23 protein-coding genes are annotated in these 24,371 nt (G+C 50.9%); 6 read left to right on the top strand and 17 right to left on the bottom strand.

From position 1 onward, the window contains the following. Window positions 1-423 precede the first annotated feature (423 nt). Window positions 424-4,314: a phosphoribosylformylglycinamidine synthase gene (purL, locus tag MUG06_RS00330; RefSeq protein WP_243077390.1), complete on the bottom strand. Its 3,891-nt coding sequence runs from the start codon at window positions 4,312-4,314 to the stop codon at window positions 424-426. Between the two features lie 269 nt (window positions 4,315-4,583). Here purL and mltF point away from each other — a divergent pair, with 269 nt between their 5' ends. Next, window positions 4,584-6,041 carry a membrane-bound lytic murein transglycosylase MltF gene (mltF, locus tag MUG06_RS00325; RefSeq protein WP_215845848.1) on the top strand — a complete coding sequence of 486 codons (1,458 nt, stop codon included), beginning with the start codon at window positions 4,584-4,586 and terminating at the stop codon, window positions 6,039-6,041. On the opposite strand, the gene tadA is transcribed toward mltF, so the two are convergent. Beyond that, window positions 6,038-6,532: a tRNA adenosine(34) deaminase TadA gene (gene tadA, locus MUG06_RS00320; RefSeq protein WP_243077389.1), complete on the bottom strand. Its 495-nt coding sequence runs from the start codon at window positions 6,530-6,532 to the stop codon at window positions 6,038-6,040. The genes mltF and tadA overlap by 4 nt on opposite strands. Before the next feature lie 66 nt (window positions 6,533-6,598). Next, entirely contained in the window at window positions 6,599-7,237 is a 639-nt protein-coding gene (gene yfhb, locus MUG06_RS00315; protein ID WP_215845847.1) for a phosphatidylglycerophosphatase C, read from the bottom strand. Between the two features lie 156 nt (window positions 7,238-7,393). On the opposite strand from yfhb, the gene MUG06_RS00310 reads away from it, so the two are divergent. Then, on the top strand, window positions 7,394-8,233 hold the full coding sequence (locus MUG06_RS00310) for a MurR/RpiR family transcriptional regulator (protein WP_215845846.1): 840 nt from the start codon (window positions 7,394-7,396) through the stop codon (window positions 8,231-8,233). Between the two features lie 54 nt (window positions 8,234-8,287). Beyond that, on the top strand, window positions 8,288-8,536 hold the full coding sequence (locus tag MUG06_RS00305) for a YfhL family 4Fe-4S dicluster ferredoxin (protein ID WP_243077388.1): 249 nt from the start codon (window positions 8,288-8,290) through the stop codon (window positions 8,534-8,536). Here the strand turns inward: MUG06_RS00305 and acpS are convergent. The 11 genes from acpS to rpoE form a co-directional block, all read right to left on the bottom strand. Further along, window positions 8,533-8,913, bottom strand: a complete 381-nt coding sequence (gene acpS / locus MUG06_RS00300; protein WP_243077387.1) for a holo-ACP synthase — start codon at window positions 8,911-8,913, stop codon at window positions 8,533-8,535. The genes MUG06_RS00305 and acpS overlap by 4 nt on opposite strands. Further along, window positions 8,913-9,644: a pyridoxine 5'-phosphate synthase gene (gene pdxJ, locus MUG06_RS00295; protein WP_243077386.1), complete on the bottom strand. Its 732-nt coding sequence runs from the start codon at window positions 9,642-9,644 to the stop codon at window positions 8,913-8,915. The genes acpS and pdxJ overlap by 1 nt, the downstream gene beginning before the upstream one ends. A gap of 72 nt (window positions 9,645-9,716) precedes the next feature. After that, window positions 9,717-10,445, bottom strand: coding sequence for a DNA repair protein RecO (gene recO, locus MUG06_RS00290; RefSeq protein WP_243077385.1), 729 nt, complete (start codon window positions 10,443-10,445; stop codon window positions 9,717-9,719). A gap of 4 nt (window positions 10,446-10,449) precedes the next feature. Next, window positions 10,450-11,355 (bottom strand): GTPase Era, encoded by a 906-nt coding sequence (gene era, locus MUG06_RS00285; protein ID WP_215845842.1) that lies wholly within the window; start codon window positions 11,353-11,355, stop codon window positions 10,450-10,452. Next, a complete protein-coding gene (rnc, locus tag MUG06_RS00280) occupies window positions 11,352-12,032 on the bottom strand; it encodes a ribonuclease III (RefSeq protein ID WP_215845841.1) in 681 nt (226 codons plus the stop codon). Before rnc ends, era begins: the two co-directional genes overlap by 4 nt. Before the next feature lie 131 nt (window positions 12,033-12,163). Next, window positions 12,164-13,138 carry a signal peptidase I gene (gene lepB, locus MUG06_RS00275; protein WP_243077384.1) on the bottom strand — a complete coding sequence of 325 codons (975 nt, stop codon included), beginning with the start codon at window positions 13,136-13,138 and terminating at the stop codon, window positions 12,164-12,166. A 9-nt stretch (window positions 13,139-13,147) separates the two neighbouring features. After that, complete coding sequence (gene lepA / locus MUG06_RS00270; RefSeq protein ID WP_243077383.1) at window positions 13,148-14,947, bottom strand: translation elongation factor 4; 1,800 nt, start codon at window positions 14,945-14,947, stop codon at window positions 13,148-13,150. Window positions 14,948-15,165: 218 nt separating this feature from the next. Beyond that, entirely contained in the window at window positions 15,166-15,630 is a 465-nt protein-coding gene (gene rseC / locus MUG06_RS00265; protein ID WP_215845839.1) for a SoxR-reducing system protein RseC, read from the bottom strand. Then, window positions 15,627-16,583: a sigma-E factor regulatory protein RseB gene (gene rseB / locus MUG06_RS00260; RefSeq protein WP_215845838.1), complete on the bottom strand. Its 957-nt coding sequence runs from the start codon at window positions 16,581-16,583 to the stop codon at window positions 15,627-15,629. The genes rseC and rseB overlap by 4 nt, the downstream gene beginning before the upstream one ends. Next, window positions 16,583-17,236, bottom strand: a complete 654-nt coding sequence (gene rseA / locus MUG06_RS00255) for an anti-sigma-E factor RseA (protein WP_243077382.1) — start codon at window positions 17,234-17,236, stop codon at window positions 16,583-16,585. The genes rseB and rseA overlap by 1 nt, the downstream gene beginning before the upstream one ends. Before the next feature lie 27 nt (window positions 17,237-17,263). Further along, the gene (gene rpoE, locus MUG06_RS00250; protein ID WP_243077381.1) at window positions 17,264-17,842 is read right to left on the bottom strand and encodes an RNA polymerase sigma factor RpoE; all 579 of its coding nucleotides are present in this window, start codon (window positions 17,840-17,842) and stop codon (window positions 17,264-17,266) included. Window positions 17,843-18,218: 376 nt separating this feature from the next. Here rpoE and nadB point away from each other — a divergent pair, with 376 nt between their 5' ends. After that, the gene (nadB, locus tag MUG06_RS00245; RefSeq protein ID WP_243077380.1) at window positions 18,219-19,880 is read left to right on the top strand and encodes an L-aspartate oxidase; all 1,662 of its coding nucleotides are present in this window, start codon (window positions 18,219-18,221) and stop codon (window positions 19,878-19,880) included. Here nadB and MUG06_RS00240 read toward each other — a convergent pair. Then, window positions 19,865-20,614 carry a tRNA1(Val) (adenine(37)-N6)-methyltransferase gene (locus MUG06_RS00240; protein ID WP_243077379.1) on the bottom strand — a complete coding sequence of 250 codons (750 nt, stop codon included), beginning with the start codon at window positions 20,612-20,614 and terminating at the stop codon, window positions 19,865-19,867. The genes nadB and MUG06_RS00240 overlap by 16 nt on opposite strands. A gap of 163 nt (window positions 20,615-20,777) precedes the next feature. On the opposite strand from MUG06_RS00240, the gene srmB reads away from it, so the two are divergent. Then, window positions 20,778-22,106, top strand: a complete 1,329-nt coding sequence (gene srmB / locus MUG06_RS00235) for an ATP-dependent RNA helicase SrmB (protein WP_215845836.1) — start codon at window positions 20,778-20,780, stop codon at window positions 22,104-22,106. A gap of 228 nt (window positions 22,107-22,334) precedes the next feature. Here the strand turns inward: srmB and grcA are convergent, their stop codons facing one another. Next, window positions 22,335-22,718, bottom strand: coding sequence for an autonomous glycyl radical cofactor GrcA (grcA, locus tag MUG06_RS00230; protein ID WP_243077378.1), 384 nt, complete (start codon window positions 22,716-22,718; stop codon window positions 22,335-22,337). A 260-nt stretch (window positions 22,719-22,978) separates the two neighbouring features. Between grcA and ung the strand changes: the two genes are divergently transcribed. Then, window positions 22,979-23,659, top strand: coding sequence for a uracil-DNA glycosylase (ung, locus tag MUG06_RS00225; RefSeq protein ID WP_243077377.1), 681 nt, complete (start codon window positions 22,979-22,981; stop codon window positions 23,657-23,659). Window positions 23,660-23,716: 57 nt separating this feature from the next. Here the strand turns inward: ung and grpE are convergent, their stop codons facing one another. Next, window positions 23,717-24,298, bottom strand: a complete 582-nt coding sequence (gene grpE / locus MUG06_RS00220) for a nucleotide exchange factor GrpE (protein WP_215845835.1) — start codon at window positions 24,296-24,298, stop codon at window positions 23,717-23,719. Between the last annotated feature and the right edge of the window lie 73 nt (window positions 24,299-24,371).

Genomic DNA, 24,371 nt, shown 5'->3' with positions numbered 1-24,371 from the left:
GTTGCGTCCGATGCTTGATAACGTTGCTAAGCAAGCGATTATCGGTGGGGTGGACGACAGGCTCCGTTTGGTGCGTCATTCGATTTTTATGAGCTCTGGGCCGTGAAGCCTGGCAATCATAAACAGGTGAATGAGCCGCACGTAAACATAAGCAATTTGCGTGCCAATATAATTAATGACTTTATTATCAGATAATTACTACAAGCTGGTTCGCGTCGCATCGCGAAGTGTTCCATTTGGTCTGAAAAAGTGTCGCCAATAGCCAACACTGAAAACCAATAATGAATTTAACATTTAAAATCAAAAGGATATGTGTCGCTGTTTGGAGACGCAACAAGTTGCCGTTTGTCGCCTTTTTCCTACAATTGCGATATTAAAAAAAAGGAGGCATCGCTGCCTCCTTGTTTTATAACGCTTTTATAATCAGCCCAACTGCTTACGCGCGTTGCGGAAAATGCGCATCCATGGGCTGTCTTCGCCCCACTCTGCCGGATGCCATGAATTGCTTACCGTACGGAATACACGTTCCGGGTGTGGCATCATGATCGTAACGCGACCACTTTCGTTGGTCACGGCGGTGATGCCGTTTGGCGAGCCATTCGGGTTAGCCGGATAGGTTTCTGTGACTTTGCCGAAGTTATCGACAAAACGCAACGCAACCAGACCTTTCGCTTCCAGCGCCGCGAGGTGCGTGCCATCACGCACTTCAACAAAACCTTCACCGTGCGAAACGGCGATGGGCATATGAGAACCGACCATGCCATCTAGCAACAGCGATGGACTTGCTGCAACTTCAACCAGACTAAAGCGTGCTTCAAAACGCTCTGACTGGTTACGTACAAAGCGTGGCCACAGCTCACTGCCTGGAATCAGTTCACGCAGATTAGACATCATCTGGCAACCGTTACACACGCCCAGTGCTAAGGTTTGCGGGCGATGGAAGAAGTTTTCGAACTCATCACGCACGCGGGTGTTGAAGAGGATTGACTTCGCCCAGCCTTCGCCTGCGCCCAGTACGTCACCGTAAGAGAAGCCGCCACAGGCAACTAAAGCCTGGAATTCTTCCAGACCGCGTCGACCTGCCAGCAAATCGCTCATGTGCACGTCAACTGCCGTGAAACCTGCGCGATCAAAAGCGGCTGCCATCTCAACATGTGAGTTAACGCCTTGCTCACGCAATACGGCAACACGCGGACGCGCTCCGGTAGCGATCATTGGCGCAGCAATATCCTCTTCCGGTTTGAAGGTCAGATGGACGTTCAGGCCCGGATCGTTGTCATCTTTTTTGGCTTCATGCTCTTGATCGGCACAAACCGGGTTGTCACGCAGGCGCTGCATCTGCCAGGTGGTTTCTGCCCACCAGGTACGTAACGTCGTGCGGCTTTCGCTGTATACAGCGCTGTCACCCGCGCGGATAACAAAGCGATCGCCCTGCTGTGCGCTACCCAATACATGGCTGCAAGCGGCTAATCCGTGATCGGCAAGAATCTTCTCTACCGCAGCACGATCGGCAGCATTAATTTGAATCACCGCGCCCAACTCTTCAGTAAACAAGGCCGCCAGCGCATCGCTGCCCAGTGCAGCAATATCAACATCCACGCCGCAATGCCCTGCAAACGCCATCTCTGCCAGCGTTACCAGCAAGCCACCATCGGAACGATCGTGATAAGCCAGCAGTTTCTGCTCAGCCACCAGCGCCTGAATAGCATTAAAGAAGCCCGCCAGCTGCTGCGCATCACGCACATCTGCGGGTTTGTCACCTAACTGACGATAAACCTGCGACAGCGCCGTTGCGCCCAAGGTGTTCGCGCCATTGCCCAGATCGATAAGCAGCAGCAGGTTATCCTGCTCTACCTGCAGTTCTGGCGTTACAGTGCGGCGTACATCATCAATGCGCGCAAATGCGGTAATCACCAGCGACAGCGGTGACGTCATTTCACGCTGCTCGGTACCTTCTTGCCAGCGGGTTTTCATCGACATTGAGTCTTTACCCACTGGAATAGTGATGCCCAGCGCCGGACAGAGCTCTTCGCCCACCGCTTTAACCGCTTCGTACAAACCGGCATCTTCACCCGGATGGCCCGCTGCAGACATCCAGTTTGCTGAAAGCTTAACGCGCTTCAGTGAACCAATCTGCGTGGCTGCAATGTTAGTCAGTGCTTCACCTACCGCCAGACGGCCAGACGCGGCGAAGTCTAGCAAGGCAACCGGCGCACGTTCGCCAAGGGCGAAAGCTTCACCGTGATAGCTGTCGAGGCTTGCAGTGGTGACCGCGCAGTTCGCAACAGGGATCTGCCAAGGGCCGACCATCTGATCGCGCGCGACCATGCCGGTAACGCTGCGGTCGCCGATCGTGATAAGAAAGGTTTTTTCAGCCACGGTAGGCAAATGCAGTACGCGATTGACCGCATCAGTCAATGTGATGCCATCGCGCTGTAATGCAGTGCCTTGCGCCTGCTGCTTAACCACATCGCGGGTCATTTTGGGCGTTTTGCCCAGCAGCACATCCAGTGGCATATCGATTGGCGTATTATCGAAATGGCTGTCAGCCAGACTCAAATGCAGTTCTTCGGTGGCTTCACCGATCACCGCATAAGGAGCGCGTTCGCGCTGGCAAATAGCAGCAAACTCAGCCAGTTTTTCTGGTGAAACCGCCATGACGTAACGCTCTTGTGATTCGTTACACCACACTTCCAGCGGGCTCATACCTGGCTCATCGCTGAGAATGTCGCGCAAATCAAAACGCCCACCGCGACCACCATCGCTAACCAGTTCAGGCATGGCGTTCGATAATCCGCCCGCGCCGACGTCGTGGATAAACAGAATCGGGTTGTCATCGCCCAGCTGCCAGCAGCGGTCGATCACTTCCTGACAGCGACGTTCCATTTCTGGGTTGTCACGCTGTACAGAGGCAAAATCGAGATCGGCGTCAGACTGACCCGATGCCATCGAAGACGCTGCGCCACCGCCCAAACCAATATTCATCGCCGGTCCGCCCAGCACAATCAGTTTGGCACCCACGGTGATCTCACCTTTCTGTACATGATCGGCACGGATGTTACCGATGCCGCCTGCCAGCATGATCGGCTTGTGATAACCGCGCAGCTCAGTACCGTTATGGCTATTAACTTGCTCTTCGTAGGTACGGAAGTAGCCATTTAACGCCGGACGACCAAATTCGTTGTTAAAGGCTGCGCCACCCAGCGGGCCATCGGTCATGATGTCCAGCGCGCTTACGATGCGCTCTGGCTTACCAAAATCCTCTTCCCATGGCTGTTCAAAGCCGGGAATACGTAAGTTCGATACCGAAAAACCAACCAAACCGGCTTTAGGTTTGGAACCTCGTCCCGTTGCGCCTTCGTCACGGATTTCACCACCGGAGCCGGTTGCTGCACCCGGCCACGGAGAAATGGCGGTTGGGTGGTTGTGGGTTTCAACTTTCATCAGGATGTGTGCTGCTTCCTGATGATAGGCATATTCGCCTTTATCGGCGTCTGCGAAGAAACGGCCCACTTCGGAGCCTTCCATCACAGCGGCGTTATCTTTATAAGCAGAAAGGACATAATCAGGCGTCTGCTCAAAGGTATTTTTAATCATCTTAAACAGCGATTTTGGCTGTTTCTCGCCGTCGATAATCCAGTCAGCGTTGAAGATTTTATGACGGCAGTGCTCAGAGTTGGCCTGCGCGAACATGTACAGTTCGATGTCGTTTGGGTTGCGACCCAATTTTGTGAAGGCGTCGAGCAGGTAATCAATCTCATCTTCTGCTAATGCCAGGCCCAGATTAATGTTCGCCTCAACCAGCGCCTGACGACCCTCACCCAGCATATCCACGCTTTTTACGGGCTGTGGCTCATGATGCACGAACAGCTGCTCGGCTTGCGCCAAGTCGCTATAGACGGTTTCCATCATGCGATCGTGTAGTAGCGAGGCCAGTGTTTGCCACTGCGCTTCGGTTAATTGCGGTGCTTGCACATAAAAGGCCATACCGCGCTCAAGACGACGCACCTGCGGTAAATCACAGTTATGGGCAATATCGGTCGCTTTAGATGACCACGGCGAAATAGTACCTGGGCGCGGCGTGACCAGCAGCAGACGCCCTTGCGGCGCATGTTCAGCGAGAGAAGGACCGTATTTAAGCAGGCGCTGCAAGCGGGCTTTTTCATCGGCACTTAGCGGCGCGCTGACATCGGCAAAATGGACGTACTCAGCGTAAATATCACTCACCGGCAGATGAGCGTCCTGAAAGCGGGTCAGCAATTTGTTTACACGAAAAGCCGACAGGGCGGGCGAACCACGCAGAATTTCCATCATTAAAGATCTCTCGTCTTCGAAGCGCCGGGCGACGCTTCATTGGGCGCAACAGGGAAAACGGGGCACATTATAGAGAAACAGCTCTCTCGACGAAACCGTTTGCGCAAAATTAATAGCCCACCGGATTTGCCTGAATTTTGCACAAAAGCTGCTTTATGAGTTGCTCTGCTTCGCTTTGTTGCGCAAAATGCCCCTCGCTCGGGGAGATCAAAAAAGATCAATACTGCCTATAAAAGACAGAGGCCTTAGAGCCATCGAGAGATAACTATTTGAAACGCCTAAAATTTAATTATCTGTTTATCGGTCTGGTTGCTGTGTTGTTAGCAATGGCTTTGTGGCCATCCATACCCTGGTATGGCGGCGGACAAGACACGATTTCACAGATTAAATCACGGGGAGTACTGCGTATCAGTACCATTAACTCCCCGCTGACTTACTACACCATCAATAAATCTCCGGCCGGAATGGATTACGAGCTGGCAAAACGCTTCGCCGACTATTTGGGCGTGAAACTGAAAGTCACTGTACGTCCTAATCTCAGTGACCTGTTTGACGACCTTGACGATGGCAAAGCGGATTTGCTCGCGGCGGGTCTGAACTACAACAGCGAACGTCTGGCTCGTTATCAAACCGGGCCAAGCTACTACAACGTTTCGCAGCAGCTGGTGTATCGCGTGGACAAACCGCGCCCTAAAAACCTCGGTGATTTGAAGGGGCGACTAACGGTTGCTTCGGGTTCAGCCTATTTATCGACATTGAAGAACGCTAAATCCAATCAATTTCCCGATCTCGACTGGGCAATCGCCACCGATCAGAGCCCGAAAGCCCTGCTTGAAGCAGTGGCTGACGGTAAACTCGATTACACCGTAGGGGATTCTGTCACTATCGCTTTGCTGCAGCGGATCCATCCTCAGCTGGCAGTGGCCTTTGATGTAACCGATGAAGAGCCGGTAACCTGGTATGTGCCACACAGCGATGACGATAGCCTGAATGCCGCCCTACTCGACTTCTTTAACGGCATGGGAGAAGAAGGTGCGATGGCGCGGCTGGAAGAGAAATATCTCGGCCACGTTGGCACGTTTGATTACGTTGATACGCGCACCTTTCTACGCGCCATCGACAGCACCTTACCAGACATCAAACCGCTGTTTGAAAAGTATGCAACCACTATCGACTGGCGTTTACTGGCAGCCATCTCTTATCAAGAGTCGCACTGGAATCCGCAGGCCACCTCGCCCACCGGCGTGCGCGGTATGATGATGCTCACACGTAACACTGCCGACAGCCTGAATGTGGATGACCGTACTGATGCTGAACAAAGTATTCGCGGTGGCAGCCAATATTTACAGAATATGATGGAAAAAGTGCCGCCGACAATTCCTTCAGATGAGCGCATTTGGTTTGCGTTGGCCGCTTATAATATGGGCTATGCGCATATGCTTGATGTGCGGAAACTCACCGCCAAACAAGGCGGTAATCCAGACAGCTGGGCGGATGTGAAGCTGCGATTACCCATGTTGAGCCAAAAACGCTATTACGCACAGACCACTTATGGCTATGCACGCGGTCACGAAGCGTATAACTACGTTGAAAATATCCGTAAATATCAAATCAGTTTAGTGGGGTATTTGCAGGAACAAGACCGACGCATTGCCCAGCAAGCGGCATTGGAAGCAGAGCTGGGCAAAGGTTATCCGGCCGTCGAGCCGAAAATAGCGATGAACTAAACCTCGCGCTGCGCCAGTCGCAGCGCTTTTTTTTGCTCACGCCGCATGCGGAAGAAATCACTGAGCATGCCAGCACATTCATCAGCCAGCACGCCGTTGACCATTTCGATTTGATGATTCATTCCCGGATGGCCCAGCACATTGATTAATGATCCTGCTGCACCGGTTTTCTCATCGCGAGCGCCAAACACCAAGCGAGTAATGCGGCTATGTATCATTGCACCCGCACACATTACGCAGGGTTCAAGCGTGACGTAGAGCGTGGTATCAAGCAGTCGATAGTTTTCCAACACTTTCCCGCCCTGACGCAGAGCCATGATTTCAGCATGCGCAGTAGGATCCTGTTGTCCGATGGGTCGGTTCCAGCCTTCGCCGATAACCCGATCGCCTTGCACCAGTACTGCACCAACCGGAACCTCGCCTTGCTCCCAGGCTAAACGCGCCAGCCCCAGCGCATGCCGCATCCAGTATTCATCTTGTTGTTGGTTCACGCTGGCCACTCCCGGCTGCAGAAAAGCGGCGCATTATAGCGATCTCTTCACCAGATTCGAAGCAGCTTATTCGAGTTGCTGCAACTCACCGCCTGGCGTCACGCGCCAGCGATGTTGGCAGAAAAACAGCAGTGGGTTATCTTGCTTGCTGTCGCTGTAACCGCTGTAAAGTTGTAGCGGTGTGCCAATCTTTTCTTCCAGTTGTGCCACTTTTTCATGGCCGAGACAGCGCATCGCGAGCACGCGACCACCCAATCCACGCTGCATTTGGCTGGCGATGAGTTTAACCCGTGGCAAGAAAGCAGAGTCGAAGTAGACCTGCTCGACCAGCGATTGTGGCGAGCCGGTAATTAACCACACGTCTGCATCATCGCTGCTGAGATAGTCAGTCAGCCGCTGCTGTACCACCGGAAAAGCTTTTACCCGCAGACGAAACCATTGCGCAAACTCTGCTTCCAGACGTAATAAGGTGTTTTCAGAGCGACCAAATGTAATTGACCATAGCAGCAGGCTCATCGGCCAGCGCGCTGCCCGCCCTTTAAAAAGCAAGCCCAGTCCTACCACCGGCAGCAATGGCACCACCAACAATACATTTAGCGGCTTACGCCGCAGCAAATAACGCATAAAGGTGCCGAACATGTCCTGTTGATGCAGAGTGCCATCCAGGTCAAAAAACACCACGCGACGTTGTGTACCTTTGGTCAAACAACTCTCCTTTTCGCTGATTTTGCGTTAACAGCCTTTATTGTAGCTATCATCAGGCGACGCGGCGATGACTGTCATTTTTAATTCCAATGACTACAATCCCCGATGAATAGTTTATTCTTCTCAGAATAATTCCTAATACCTTGAGGATCGGGCATGAGTTCATTGCTGCGTATACGCCAGCTCTATCCACGCCTGGCGCTGAACGAGCGCCGACTGGCAGATTTTTTGTTATCGCAACCGGATCGGGCTCGACATCTCAGTTCACAAAAACTGGCTGAAGAGTCGGGTGTCAGCCAGTCAAGCGTGGTGAAGTTTGCCCAGAAACTGGGCTACAAAGGCTTTCCGGCGTTGAAGTTAGCGTTAAGCGAATCGCTGGCAGACAAGGATGCGATTACCGTGCATAACCATATTTTAAGTGACGATCCGCTGAAAACCGTCGGCGAGAAATTATTGGCTGAAAAGCTTTCTGCGATCCGCGCCACGCTGGATATTAATAGCGAAGAGAAGCTTCGTGACGTCTTGCTGTTACTTAAAAATGCCCGGCGCACTTTATTAGTGGGTATTGGCGCGTCAGGTTTAGTGGCAAAAGACTTTTCGTGGAAACTGATGAAGATTGGGATTAACGCAGTCGCTGAGCAGGATATGCACGCATTGCTGGCAAGCGTTCAGGCGATGGGGCCCGGCGACGTTTTATTGGCAATCTCCTATACCGGCGAACGCCGTGAGATTAATTTGGCCGCACAGGAAGCCGCAAGCATAGGGGCAAGCGTGCTCGCTTTTACTGGCTTCACACCTAACACCTTACAACAGTGCGCAACGCATTGCCTTTATACCGTGGCAGAAGAACAAAGCACGCGTAGCGCGGCTATCTCTTCAACGACTGCACAGTTAGCACTCACCGACCTGCTGTTCATGGCGCTGGTACAAAACGATCCAGAACGTGCCTCCAGCCATATTCGTCACAGTGAAGCCTTAGTGAAAAAGCTGGTCTGATCAGACTCAACACGTATAATACCCGCGCTTTTTCTGTTGTTATCAGGTGAGATTATGGCGCTGTTGATCACGGCCAAATGCATTAACTGCGATATGTGCGAACCGGAATGCCCGAATCAGGCCATTTCGTTGGGTGATATGCTTTATGAAATTGACGTCAGCCGCTGTACAGAATGCGTTGGACATTATGATGTACCCACTTGCCAGAGCGTCTGCCCTATCGATAACACAATTATTATCGATCCACAGCACACCGAATCACGCGATGCGCTGTGGGAAAAGTTTGTCGAGCTGCATGGCTAACTTTCGATGATTACCGTGGCGCAAGCATAATGACGCTCATCTGCCAGCGTGACATGCACAGCGTTTACGCCCAGCCGCTGAGCCACTTCGGCAGCATGCTGAAAAAAGCGTAAACCTGGCTTACCCAGGTCATCGTTGTACACTTCAAACTGGTTGAAGGCTAAACCACCGCGAATACCGGTGCCAAAAGCCTTCGCTGCCGCTTCTTTCACCGCAAACCGCTTTGCCAAAAAGCGTACAGGCTGCTGATGCGCCTGATACTGCTGCCATTCTGCTTCACTCAACACGCGACGCGCTAAACGATCGCCAGAGCGTTCAATCACTCCCGCGATACGCTCAATTTCTACGATATCGGTGCCCAGCCCGAGAATAGCCATTAGCGACGCGCTTCTCTCAGCAACTGCTTCATCTCTTTTACTGCGTCTGGCAGACCGCTCATGACAGCGCGTCCAATGATCGCATGACCAATGTTCAGCTCGTGCATTTCCGGCAGCGCAGCAATCGGCAGTACGTTGTGATAAGTCAGACCATGACCGGCGTTTACTTTCAAACCGAGGCTGGCGGCAAAAGTCGCAGCCTTGCGAATACGTGCGAGTTCAGCCTCACGCGCTAAACCTTCTGGCGCTTCGGCGTAGGCACCGGTGTGAATCTCAATATAAGGTGCGCCGCTGGTCACGGCTGCTTCGATTTGACGATGATCGGCATCGATAAACAGTGAAACCAGAATACCGGCTTCGCTCAGCAGCTTAACTGCCGCATTGAGTTTGTCTTGCTGGCCAGCCACATCCAGCCCCCCTTCCGTCGTTACTTCCTGACGTTTTTCTGGAACGAGGCAGCAGAATTGCGGTTTGATTTCGCAGGCAATACCGATCATTTCATCCGTGACGGCCATTTCCAGATTCATGCGCGTCTGAATGGTATCACGCAAAATACGGACGTCGCGATCGGTGATATGACGGCGATCTTCGCGCAGATGAACAGTAATTCCATCCGCACCCGCTTGCTCGGCAATAAACGCTGCCTGCACCGGATCGGGGTAATGAGTGCCACGCGCGTTACGTACCGTGGCGATATGATCAATGTTGACCCCTAATAGCAACTCAGCCATGACAATCCTCAGTTCTTTAACGTCGAAATTATGAGTGTAACGTGTTGCAAGCCTTAAGCGGTATGACCAGCGCTATTCACTCGCCGCGTCGGGTTTCTTTTTCGGCACAAACTGGCGAAACAGTTCCTGACTTTTTAATGGCTTGCCCCCTAAATAGGGTTTCAGCGCCATGCGAGTAAAACGTTTAGCGGCACGTAAGCACGCCGCGTCGGGGAATTCACGCTCACACAACGCACGCAACTCTCGCCCGGTAAAGCTGCGCTGATTCACGACCAAACTGGCGATAAATCCCTTCTCTTCGCGATAACTGTAGGTCATTGCATCAGCAACAGGTTCGCCGCTACCGGCACAATGCAGGAAGTCCACGCCATAACCAAGATGGCCCAACATCGCCAATTCAAAGCGACGTAACGCCGGCTCCGGCGAGCCGCTGCTAGCAGCCAGTTCCTGAAGACAATTGAGATAATCGAAAAAGAGTTCCGAGAAGGGAATTTCCTGCTCCAGCACGCGAGACAACAGCTCGTTGACGTACAGGCCGCAGTAGAGCGTCGTGCCGTTTAACGGTAAAGCCAGCGACACGGCTTCTGCATTGCGCAGCGTTTTGACCTCACCACGCCCGCTCCAGCGAACTAACAGCGGTGTAAACGGCTGCAACGCACCTTTAAGCTGTGAACGCCGGGAGCGTGCGCCTTTGGCAAGGACACGCACCCGGCCCTGACTCTCGCTAAACAGATCGAGCAGCAGGCTGGTCTCGCTGAAAGGGCGACTATGCAGCACAAAGGCGCGTTGCCAGCCTTCCATCGGATTAGAGATCGTCTACATAACCCAGGCTACGCAGCGCACGTTCGTCGTCTGCCCAACCCGATTTCACCTTCACCCACAGTTCGAGATGCACTTTTGATTCAAACATGTCTTCCATGTCTTTACGTGCTTCGATACCAATGGTTTTGATTTTGGCGCCTTTGTTACCGATCACCATCTTCTTCTGCCCTTCACGTTCGACCAGAATCAGACCATTGATGTCATAACCGCCACGTTCATTAGAGACGAAGCGTTCAATCTCAACGGTGACCGAATAAGGCAGCTCAGCACCCAAGAAACGCATCAGCTTTTCACGAATGATTTCAGATGCCATAAAGCGCTGTGAGCGATCGGTGATGTAATCTTCCGGGAAATGATGCTCAGCGGGCTTGAGGTGCTTGCGGCAAATTGCGGCAATGGTATCGACGTTTTTACCGCTTTCTGCAGAAATCGGTACGATATCCATGAAGTTCATCTGTTCGCTAAGGAACTTCAGATGCGGCAGCAGAATGCTTTTATCCTGAACGTTGTCGACCTTGTTTATAGCAAGCAGTACCGGCACTTTGCCGTCGCGCAGCTTGTTCAACACCATTTCATCATCTGGTGTCCAGCGCGTGCCTTCTACAACAAAAATCACCAGCTCAACATCGCCGATTGAGCTGCTGGCTGCACGGTTCATCAGGCGGTTAATCGCGCGCTTCTCTTCCATGTGCAAGCCCGGCGTATCGACGTAAATCGCCTGATAAGCGCCTTCGGTATGAATACCCATAATGCGGTGGCGCGTGGTCTGCGGCTTACGCGAGGTGATCGACACCTTCTGCCCCAGCAACTGGTTCAGTAAAGTGGATTTACCGACGTTGGGTCGGCCTACAATTGCGACGAAGCCGCAATAGGTAACGTGTTCGCTCATTCGAGTCCTAACTTAATCAGCGCTTGTTCAGCGGCTGCTTGTTCTGCTTTACGGCGGCTGGAGCCTACGCCCACTACCGGTTCGGCCATGCCACTCACCTGACAGTGAATGGTGAATTCCTGATCGTGGGCTTCGCCACGCACCTGCACCACTAAATAACTTGGTAGCGGCAGATGACGACCTTGCAAATACTCTTGCAGGCGCGTTTTAGGGTCTTTTTGTTTGTCGCCAGGGCTGATTTCGTCCAGGCGCGTCTGATACCAGTCAAGGATCAGTTGTTCCACCGTCTGGATACTACTGTCGAGGAAGATACCGCCAATCAGCGCTTCCACCGTATCCGCGAGGATGGATTCGCGACGGAAACCGCCGCTTTTCAGTTCACCCGGGCCCAAACGCAGGCATTCGCCAAGATCGAACTCTCGTGCCATCTCAGCCAGCGTATTACCGCGTACCAACGTGGCACGCATGCGACTCATGTCACCTTCATCTACCCGCGGGAAGCGGTGATAAAGTGCATTTGCAATCACATAGCTGAGAATAGAATCGCCAAGAAACTCAAGACGCTCGTTATGTTTACTGCTTGCGCTACGGTGTGTGAGCGCTTGCTGTAACAATTCCGGATGAATAAAAGTGTAGCCCAGTTTGCGCTGAAGCTTGTTAATCAAGATGGGGTTCATGCGATTCCAGTTCTTTTTTGCGTCTGTGACTCTGCATACCAAACAGGGCTGAGATTCCAACACATTCTGTTTGGTGTGCAGTGGCCTCCCGCTGGAGGCCACTTGATTGCCTGAGGATCAGGCGATTACTGTCAGTGAATGCCGCCAATTCGACTGAGTCGAACACCGGTTGGCCACTGACCTTCTTGTTTATCAAAACTCATCCAGATAGCGACCGCTTTACCGACCAGATTGCGTTCTGGGACAAAGCCCCAGTAGCGGCTGTCGGCGCTGTTATCACGGTTATCGCCCATCATGAAATATTGCCCTTGCGGCACCACCCAACTTGACTGTGGATGGCCTGGCTGCTGGTAATACATCCCCGCCTGACTTTGTGCTTCGTTCACCAGCAGAATGTCATGAGTAACATTACCCAGCGTCTCTTTACGTGTACCCAGGCGCAAACCGCCGCGCATGTTCTCACCCTGAGGGACTTGGTAGAAACCATTACCGGCTTCGTTACCATCAAACCCGCTGAAGGTCTGAATAAAGCTGCTTGGTGCCACATCGGTATAAGTCACCGGCAACGCAGTCGTACAAGCTTTATCCTGGTTGCAGTTCGGATTCACCGTCAGCGTTTTACTGTAAGGATCGTAAGTGACTTTGTCGCCAGGCAAGCCAATAACACGTTTGATATAGTCCAGGCTTGGATCTTTCGGGTATTTGAATACCGCGATGTCACCACGCTTTGGCTGACCAGTGGGAATGAGTGTGGTTTGCGTAATGGGATCTTTAATGCCATATGCGAACTTCTCAACCACAATAAAATCACCAATCAACAGCGTTGGCATCATTGATCCAGACGGAATCTGGAACGGTTCGTAGATAAACGAACGCACAATGAACACCACAGCAAGAACGGGGAAAACGGACGCTGCCGTTTCAATCCGACCGGGCTGCGGCGACACTTTTGCCAGCGTTTTGCTGTCCAGCGTGTTACCTGTCTGTGCTTGTGCTGCGGCTTGTTGGGCACGACGTGCAGGCGCCCATTTGAACCGATCGATACACCAGATAATGCCTGTAATCAGTGTTGCTATCGCCAGAATCAGGGCGAACATATTAGCCATTGTAAGTCCTTATTTGCTGTCCTTACCGACATGCAGAATGGCAAGGAACGCTTCCTGCGGCAGCTCAACGTTACCGACCTGCTTCATTCGCTTCTTACCGTCTTTCTGCTTCTGCAACAGTTTCTTCTTACGGCTAACGTCACCGCCATAACACTTGGCGAGAACGTTTTTACGCAGCTGTTTAACTGTTGAGCGAGCAATGATGTGGTTGCCAATCGCCGCCTGAATTGCAATATCGAACTGCTGACGTGGGATGAGTTCTTTCATTTTCTCAACCAGTTCACGTCCACGATACGGTGCATTTTCATTATGGGTGATGAGCGCAAGCGCATCTACACGTTCAGAGTTGATCAGAACGTCGACGCGCACCATGTTAGAGGCTTGAAAACGTTTAAAGTTATAATCCAACGAGGCATAGCCGCGTGACGTCGATTTCAATCGGTCAAAGAAGTCGAGAACCACTTCAGCCATTGGAATGTCATACGTCAGCGCAACCTGATTGCCATGGTAAACCATGTTGGTTTGCACGCCACGCTTCTCGATACATAGCGTAATGACATTGCCCAGATATTCCTGAGGCAGCAGCATATGACACTCTGCAATCGGTTCACGCAGTTCTTGAATATTGTTCAGTGGCGGCAGCTTGGATGGGCTGTCGACATAGATCACTTCACCACCGGTGGTTTCGACTTCATAGACCACTGTTGGTGCGGTAGTGATCAGATCGAGATCGTATTCACGCTCCAGACGTTCCTGGATGATTTCCATGTGCAGCAAACCGAGGAAGCCACAGCGGAAACCGAAGCCTAGCGCGGTAGAGCTTTCTGGCTCATAAAACAGAGAAGCATCGTTCAGGCTGAGTTTACCCAACGCGTCACGGAAAGCTTCGTAATCATCAGAGCTGATTGGGAATAAACCCGCGTAGACCTGCGGCTTCACTTTTTTGAAGCCTGGCAATGCTTTATCCGCTGGGTTACGTGCGCCAGTTAAAGTATCGCCTACGGGTGCGCCAAGAATGTCTTTAATCGCACAGACTAACCAGCCTACTTCACCGCAGTTTAACTGCGTGCGATCAACCTGCTTCGGCGTAAAGATGCCAAGGCGATCGGCATTGTAAACCTGCCCCGTACTCAGAACTTTGATCTTGTCGCCTTTGCGCATGGTGCCGTTCTTAACACGCACCAGTGACACCACGCCAAGATAGTTGTCGAACCAGGAATCGATGATCAACGCCTGAAGCGGCGCATCAGGATCACCTTCCGGTGCTGGAATATCACGTACCAGTCGCTCAAGCACTTCGGGTACGCCAACGCCGGTTTTAGCCGAGCAGCGAACCGCATCAGTGGCATCGATACCGATAATATCTTCGATTTCTTGCGCCGCACGATCGGGGTCGGCCGCTGGCAAGTCAATTTTGTTTAGGACCGGCACCACTTCCAGATCCATCTCAATCGCTGTGTAACAGTTAGCCAGGGTTTGCGCTTCTACACCCTGCCCGGCGTCCACCACCAGCAATGCCCCTTCACAGGCAGCCAATGAGCGAGAAACTTCATAAGAGAAGTCAACATGTCCCGGAGTATCGATGAAATTGAGCTGGTAAGTTTCGCCGTCTAACGCTTTATAATCGAGGGTTACGCTTTGCGCTTTGATAGTAATACCGCGCTCGCGTTCCAGGTCCATGGAATCCAGAACCTGCGCAGCCATTTCGCGATCGGTTAAGCCACCACAAATTTGAATCAGGCGGTCAGAGAGCGTCGATTTGCCGTGGTCAATGTGCGCGATGATGGAGAAATTTCGGATGTGCTTCATTTATATGAATATCTTCACGTAGAAAATCAGTTGAAAACCTGAGCACAGACACATTCAGGAAGATCGCTCTTTACCCACAATCCTGTCAGCCTCATTAATGACGACGCATATTACACTGTTAAGGCCGCGCATAAAAGAATGGAACGTGATGGAATCACAACAGATTGTGGCGAGAGGGGACATGACGAAGGCCGCGAGCTATGCGGCCTGGATGAGGATCACGCTTCGCTTTCAACGCGCAGCGCATCAGGCGGTAAAGCGATATTGAGTATTACAGGCTGGAAGGCTTCGCGGTCACCAAATTTCATCGACACACCTTTTGCCACGATAAAACCGCCAATGCCGCCTAATAAGGCCCCACTCGCTGCCGCAAGATCACTATTAAATAGCGCCTGAAATAGACCAGCAAGAAGGAAAAGGCCAAACAGCGGTGTCATATATACCAGTAACGCTGAACCGAGCAGACTGCTTTCTTTTATACCCAATTCAATACGTTGGCCCGGTTCCAGCGGTTTGCTGCTGGCGATCTGCATGACATGAGCATTCTTTGGGCCAAGCTTGTTAAGCATATGGCTGCCGCAACCTTTACGCGCTGAGCAGCTACTACAGGAGGTTTTCGCCTCAGTATGCAACGTTGCGATACCATCCTGCCATGCCACCACGGTGGCCCATTCTCTCATCATTTCTGTGACCCTAAATCGATGCTGTCCGCAATGCGTTTTGCCGTCGTAGGCGGTAACTCGCCGACGACCGTTATCTCACTATTATTACGCAAAACGGTTTGTACGGTACGACGTCCAGTGCGCAATGTCTGGGTCGTGCTGCTTTTATCGGCTGAGGTAACGTTAATGGCAAAACTGAACAGGCCGTCACTGTAAAGCCGTGATTCGACGCTTTTGTTCATTGCCGGGATGTCACGACGATTTTGGGACACAAGCGCCATGCCCGCTGGAATCCAGGAGGGCTGCCACGTCAGCGTCGCTTTATCGCCTTTCGGCACGGAGAGTGATGGCGGTAAATTCGCTTTCTCCAGCCCTTGCATCAGATTACGTACGCCTTCATCAACAGCAAAACTGATTACCCTGAATTGCTCAAGCGTTTCGCCATCACGGTCCAGTAAATCAATTCGCAACGGCAACTTAGTATCCACATCCAGCCAGACTACATAGCTGTAGCGCGTGCCGTCGCGCGAAACAATGCGCAGTACATCGCACATTTGATCGGCGATACGAGAACGGCCAACAGTAATGAAATCGTAAGCGCTGCTGAGTTTTGAGAAGTCGGCGAAAATCAGTGACGGTAACGCATCAATGATGTGATTACCTGGCAGAGAGAAAGGATCAAGGCCGGGCTCAAAATAGCTAATATCGTTACCGCGCTGAATAATTTCACGGCGCGGCCCATCCATCTGCAATAGCTGAGCGAAAACGCGGTTATCAATCACGGCATGACGATAACGCAGCGATTCAATACCGATGCGAGAAACGTTGATATAGGCGAATTCGTAGTTGAGGTTCTGGCTTGCCTGCTCCATCTGTTGTAACAACGCCCCAGACGCAGAGGTTTGCGCTGGGGCGGTAGATGACCAAAGCAGACTGCCTGCCAGCAGGCTAACGGCACACCAAAGCTGCTTCATTACTGCTGCTGAATTCCTAAGGATTGAGTTCCGGGAACATTGGTTTGCGCTTGTTTAGGCGCGTCAGTTTCAAACTGCAGTTGATCAGCGTGCAAACGACGCTGCAATTCATAATCCTGCAGCATGGCATTAACGCGACGACGCTGATCCTGAACCTGTTGATTAGCGCTGTTGGTATCAAATGCATCAGACGGCACACCTAAACTGACGGGTGATGCCTTGCCCATCATAGGCAGCGTATTGAATACCGGCGAATCTGAAGATTCAACGTTGCTGTTTCCAGGCTGATTGTAATGCTGAACACCCACAATCACAGCCAGAGAAACACAAGCTGCAACGCCGACCTGCGTTAACTGTGCAGCCCAAGGACGCATCTTGTGCCAGAACGGCATTTTTTCCCAGCGAGACGGTTCTGGCTGCGCTTCAGGAATCAACGTAGTGATTTTACGCAGCGGCTCTTTTTCGATGGCAGCAGCTACGCGTGCAGAGATATCAAAATGCAGGACATCGCCAACATCGCCACGCATTGTGTCGCGAATCAGATGGTAGCTTTCCCAGCTTTTCTGTAGCTCAGCATCCTTTGATAACGCCGAAAAAAGTTCGTTATCAAGGGTTTCACCATCCATTAAAGCGGAAAGTTTTTCTTTCTGCATGCCTAAGTACCCTTCCAGTAGCCGTTATCACTGACGTTGGATAAGCGGTTGAACCTTATTATCAATAGCCTCTCGTGCACGGAAGATACGCGAACGTACGGTACCTACCGGACAATCCATGATGGCGGCAATTTCTTCATAACTTAGCCCATCCAGTTCCCTGAGGGTGATTGCCATACGCAAATCCTCAGGAAGCGCCTCAATGGTACGAAAGACAATTTGTTTCAGTTCTTCTGACAACATTAAGTTCTCAGGGTTCGAAATTTCTTTCAGTGCACCTGCACTTTCAAAGTTTTCCGCATCAATTGCATCCACATCACTAGAAGGTGGACGACGCCCCTGAGCAACTAAGTAATTTTTAGCGGTATTGACCGCAATTCGATACAGCCAAGTATAAAAAGCACTATCGCCACGGAACGAGTCCAGTGCGCGGTAAGCTTTAATGAAAGACTCCTGAACTACGTCAGGCACGTCCCCTGAGGGAACATAGCGTGAAACCAGGCTCGCCACTTTATGCTGGTAACGAATAACCAGTAAGTTGAAAGCCTTTTGATCTCCCTTCTGAACCCGCTCAACGAGAACCTGATCCGTTAACTGCTCGCTCATCCGAGGTAATGTCTCCCCAAATTCATTTCTAATGCGTAAAGGAACTGCCAGCACATCTCATTGTTCTGAGCAAGCATGCGCTTAGAGTCATGATATGGCGTAAAGTTCACTTATCGCCCTGATTATTACCGCTCCGCTGCAGATCATGCAGCTTGTTGTTTATCGTTCAATGTAAGGAGCGCAAATCGCTGGCAGAGTAACCCATGACAACGGCTTTTTCATCTTTAAATCCTTACCCACATCTATGTTTGGTATAAAAAACACTTTTTAAACCATGCGTGTACTAACTCGCTGATAAGAAACTATATATTTTAAAAACGAGATTTTAGAGTCGATAATTTGTTCAAAATACTTCACAGAAATCGACATAAAGCTTATGCTCGGCCCATCCTTGTTTAGTAAATTAAACACTATGAAAACTCACTCACTTCCAGATTATCAGTGCGATGTCATGATTGTAGGCAGTGGCGCTGCAGGCTTATCCCTGGCGCTGCGTTTAGCTCAGCAGTACAACGTCACCGTATTGAGCAAAGCGCAGGTGAATGAAGGGTCTACGCTGTATGCTCAGGGCGGCATTGCCGCAGTCTTTGATGAAAATGACAGTATCGATTCTCATATTGAAGATACATTAATTGCTGGCGCAGGATTATGTGACCGCAACGCTGTCTCGTTTATCGCCAACAATGCCCGTCATTGTGTGCAATGGCTGATTGATAATGGCGTTGCCTTTGATCTCGATCCGCAGGCTGCCGGTGATATGCGTTATCACCTGACCCAAGAAGGCGGGCACAGCCACCGCCGCATTTTACATAGCGCTGATGCTACCGGACGTGAAGTCGAAACGACTTTAGTTAGCCAGGCGCTAAACCATCCTAATATTCGCATACTCGAACGTACCAATGCCGTTGACCTCATACTTTCCGATAAACTTGGCTTGCCAGGGCCACGTCGGGTCGTAGGTGCCTGGATTTGGAACCGTAATCGCGAACAAGTTGAAACCTGCTGCGCGCGAGCGGTGGTTCTGGCGACAGGTGGCGCAGCGAAAGTCTATCAATACACGACTAACCCAGATATTGCTTCTGGCGATGGCATTGCCATGGCCTGGCGCGCCGGTAGCCGCGTGGCTAATCTTGAATTCAATCAGTTTCACCCGACCTGCTTGTTTCATCCACAAGCGCAAAATTTTTTGCTCACAGAAGCGCTGCGCGGTGAAGGTGCTCGACTGGTTCGTGCAGATGGCACTCGTTTTATGCCTGACTTTGATCAGCGCGGAGAATTAGCGCCGCGTGATGTGGTGGCACGTGCAATCGATCATGAAATGAAGCGATTAGGCGTAGATTGTATGTATCTTGATATAAGCCATCAGCCTGAAGAGTTTATCCGCGCTCATTTTCCCATGATTTATGAGAAGTTGCTGACTTTCGGTTTTGACTTAACTAAAGACCCCATACCGGTAGTACCGGCGGCGCATTACACATGCGGCGGCGTCATGGTTGACCAACAAGGTCGTACCGATGTAAACGGCTTATATGCTATCGGTGAAGTCAGTTATACCGGCTTACACGGCGCTAACCGCATGGCCTCAAACTCGTTGCTGGAATGTCTGGTTTATGGCTGGTCTGCAGCGGAAGATTTAATCCGTACGCTGCCTGAAATTAGCCTCGTGGATACGTTGCCAGCGTGGGATGAAAGTCGAGTGGACGACGCCGACGAGCGCGTTGTGATTCAACACAACTGGCATGAATTACGGTTATTTATGTGGGATTACATGGGGATTGTCCGATCCACTAAACGGCTGGAGCGAGCGCTTCGCCGCATTAATTTGCTGCAGCAAGAAATTAATGAATATTACGCTCACTTCCGGCTCTCCAATAATTTATTAGAGTTACGTAATCTGGTGCAGGTCGCGGATCTCATGGTGCGCTGTGCGCTGGAGCGAAAAGAGAGCCGCGGCCTGCACTTCACTCTCGATTACCCTGATCTACTGCCGGAAGCCTTGCCAACGATACTGGCTCCCGATGCTTACATAAACAAATAGAAGTCACGCGTTAAGCCGCACCAATCTTCTGAGTAATGGGTGTCCTTAGCGCGGATAGCGAGGCGTTCAAGTAACGTTTCGCCTGGGCTGGGCGAAAAAGCGAGCAGTACACGATGTGGCGGACGTTCTGCGTATTCCGCCACGTCAAGGCGGAAACGTAAATGCCAGCCATCAGCCAGCGCTAACGCGCTAAAGTCTTGCCCCACCGTTTCTGGCAGCACTACACAAAAAAAGCCATCTTCTTCGATGAGTAACGCTGCGCTACGCAATAATGTTTGATGATCGAGCGTCGCGGTCGAGCGCGCACTGTCACGTTCGGGACTTGAGCACGCAATGCCAGGCGCAAAATAAGGTGGATTACTGACGATTAATGAATAACGTTGTTCGCTGTTTTCAGCCCACGAGGCAATATCTTGCGGGTGAACATGAATGCGTGTTGACCAGGGTGACTGTTGAATATTTTCGCGTGCTTGCTGTGCCGCCTGGCTATCCAGTTCAACCGCATCAATATGTACGGCTTCCGGCGTGCGTTGAGCCAGCATCAGCGCAATAAGTCCGCTTCCGCTACCGATATCTAAAATGCGTTTTACATTGGCAATGGGCGACCATGCACCTAATAAAATGCCATCAGTGCCCACTTTCATTGCACAGCGATCGTGTGCAACAAAAAACTGTTTAAAGGTAAAACCATTCTTTTTTAACTGGGGCCGCCCAGCCGGTTTGTCCTGCATCATTCTCTGCTACCATTGATTTTTCTGCCGTACGACAGCGCATCAGTGTAACGTGACGTGTAGTGGAATTCACGTAACAGACGATGCCGGACGCAGAGGATGCGGATTAACAGATGAAGATTATGTTTGATCTGTCTATAATCAGCGCCCCAAACTGAGGTAGACCATGACAGTAACCACATTCTCCGAACTCGAACTTGACGAAAGCCTGCTAGAAGCGCTGCAGGAAAAAGGCTACACGCGCCCAACAGTGATCCAGGCTGCTGCTATTCCGCCCGCTCTGGAGGGCCGCGACGTTCTGGGTTCGGCACCTACCGGGACCGGGAAAACCGCCGCATTTTTGCTACCGGCGTTGCAGCATCTGCTCGACTTTCCACGTAAGAAATCAGGCCCACCGCGCATTTTGATCCTCACGCCAACGCGTGAACTGGCCATGCAGGTTGCCGATCAAGCGCGTGAACTGGCTAAACATACTCATCTCGACATCGCGACCATTACCGGCGGCGTCGCCTACATGAACCATGCTGAAGTCTTCAGCGAGAATCAGGACGTCGTCGTTGCCACGACCGGACGCCTGTTGCAGTACATCAAAGAAGAGAACTTTGATTGCCGCGCCGTAGAGACGCTGATTCTTGATGAAGCCGACCGCATGCTGGACATGGGTTTTGCGCAGGATATCGAAACCATCGCCGCTGAAACGCGTTGGCGCAAACAGACGATGCTGTTTTCCGCAACGCTGGAAGGCGAGAACATCAAAGATTTTGCTGAGCGTCTGCTTAACGATCCGGTTGAGCTTGAAGCCGATCCAAGCCGTCGCGAGCGTAAAAAAATCCAGCAGTGGTATTACCGCGCTGATGATCTCGAGCATAAAACCAAGCTGCTTGTTCATCTGTTAAAGCAGCCAGAAGCTACGCGTACCATTGTGTTTGTTCGTAAGCGTGAACGTTTACACGAGCTGGTAAGCTGGTTACATGATGCAGGGATTCGTAGTAGCTATCTTGAAGGTGAGATGGTGCAGGCTAAGCGTACTGAAGCGCTGAAACGCTTGGTAGATGGCCGAATCAATGTCTTAGTCGCGACCGATGTGGCCGCGCGTGGTATCGATATTGATGACGTCAGTCACGTCATCAACTTTGATATGCCACGCACCGCAGATACCTATTTACACCGCATTGGCCGTACCGCTCGTGCGGGCCGTAAAGGTATCGCGATATCGTTAGTTGAAGCGCATGACCATATCTTGCTGGGTAAAATCACCCGCTATGTCAATGAGCCGATAAAGATTCGTACCATCGATGAGTTGCGCCCGACTACGCGAGCACCAAGTGCAAAAGCGACAGGTAAACCGTCGAAAAAGGTGCTTGCGAAGCGCTCTGAGAACAAAGATAAAGAAGTTGAAAAGCCACGTGTGAAGAAACGTCATCGTGACATGAAAAACGTCGGCAAACGCCGCAAGCCGAGCGGTGAAGCAGCAACTACCGGTAAAGCTGAATAAATCGACACCCAGACAAAAAATCGCCTCCTAAAAAGGCGATTTTTTTGTTTATATAACGATTAATAACGCGTTGGAGATGAAACTAAGCTCTGATCAGTATAAAGCTAATGTTCACTCACGCTGAAAGGTGTTATTTCTTTCTATCTTTATAATTTTAAAAAGAAAACATGCTGTGTGAGTCTTGTCTCTTTTTTCTACCGGTGATTCAAAAGCGCCGGAACGCCGTTATTACAAACTTTCAGTAAAAGTGCGGGTAATCACGTCACGCTGCTGTTCAGGTGTCAGTGCATTAAAGCGTACCGCATAACCTGAAACACGAATGGTTAACTGCGGATAGTTCTCTGGGTGTTTAACTGCATCCTCCAGCGTTTCACGGCTTAGCACATTCACATTTAAGTGCTGCCCCCCTTCCACGCGAACCTGCGGCTTCATTTCCAATGGCACTTCACGATACGCAATTTCACCCAGCTCTTTCACCGCTACAACCTGATCTTCTACATAATCCCCTTTCGCGCACAGGCAACGCGCTTCTGCTTTCTCATCGTCCAGCAGCCAGAAAGAGTTGAGAAGTTGTGGATTGTTAGCCTGAGTAATCTGGATACCAGTAATCATGATTGAGCCTCCAAGGCATTGCATTGACTATTGCCAATCTGGTGAAGAAATCAAATAGAGGCGTTGGTATAGCATTGTTGAAGTGATGAAGATTTGACCTGCATCAATCTCATCGGGGCAAAAAAAATCGCTTTTATTATCTTATTGATTTATCTGAACAACATTGATCAACATTTGTTGTCTTTTTAAAATATTTTTACCCTTCTGCTCTTTAGCGAGAACAGCTAAGCTTAAGACATCGATTTTTGAAGGAGCTAAACATGGCTGAAAAGCTGAGCTGGCATGATGTGCTGGCAGAAGAGAAAGAGAAACCTTACTTCGTTGAAACCTTAAAACTTGTTGCCAATGAGCGTGCTGCAGGGATAACTGTTTATCCTCCCCAAAAAGATGTTTTTAATGCGTTTCGCTTAACTGAGCTGGATGATATTAAGGTTGTTATTCTAGGACAGGATCCTTATCACGGCCCAAACCAGGCGCATGGTCTGGCTTTTTCAGTGTTGCCGGGCGTTCCTACCCCGCCTTCCCTACAGAATATGTATAAAGAGTTGCAGCAAGATATTGAGGGCTTCCAAAAACCCAATCACGGCTTTCTCGAAAGCTGGGCTAAACAAGGCGTGATGTTGCTGAATACGGTTTTAACCGTAGAAGCGGGAAAAGCGCATTCGCATGCGCGTTTCGGCTGGGAAACATTCACGGATAATGTCATTGCAGCCATCAACCAACATCGGGAAGGTGTGATCTTTTTACTCTGGGGCTCTCACGCGCAGAAAAAAGGCAGCATTATCGATCGCGAGCGCCATCACGTTTTACAGGCTCCGCACCCTTCCCCGCTTTCAGCACATCGTGGTTTTTTTGGGTGTCAGCACTTTTCTAAAACCAACGCGATTCTGACTGAAGAAGGCAAAACGCCCATTAACTGGACACCTGTTCTGCCTGAATAAGCCAAATGCAAACGGCCGCGACAATGCGCGGCCGTCTAGCAATTTTCAGACGTAAACTCAGCCTTTGGCTTTTGCTACCGCAACCATTGCCGGACGTAACAGACGACCATTTAAGGTATAGCCGCGCTGCATCACTAACATGACGTGATTCGGTTCGAAATCTTCAGATTCCATCATTGACATAGCTTGATGCACTTCTGGATTAAACGGCACACCCGTTTCGCCAATGACTTCTACACCAAACTTACGTACTGCACCCAATAAGGATTTCAGCGTCAGTTCAATGCCTTCAATCATAGACGCCAGCTTCTCATCTTCTTTATTAGCCACTTCCATCGCACGCTCAAGGCTGTCGATAACAGGCAGCAGTTCGTTAGCAAATTTTTCTAACGCGAACTTGTGCGCCTTCTCTACATCCATCTCAGCACGACGACGAATATTCTCAATCTCTGCTTGCGCGCGCAGCTGCGCATCACGAACGCCGGTCTGAGATTGCGCTAATTCGGCTTCAAGTTGGGCGATACGCTCATCACGAGAATCCACCTCAACCGCTGTCTCCGCGTCCTGTGGTTGCTGCTGATCCTGCTCAATTTCGTCTGAGACTTGCTCGTTAGGGGTGTTATGTTCTTTACTACTCATGAATTTCTCCGCGTTTTGCACATTCATTTCGCTGGTTGGCTTATTATGGGGATCGGTTTGGCGGTTTCAAGGG

This window comes from Pantoea sp. MQR6 (assembly GCF_022761075.1).
Classification (GTDB): domain Bacteria; phylum Pseudomonadota; class Gammaproteobacteria; order Enterobacterales; family Enterobacteriaceae; genus Pantoea; species Pantoea phytostimulans.
The sequence above is the reverse complement of the archived record's forward strand: the minus strand, read 5'-3'. Positions and strand labels throughout refer to the sequence as shown.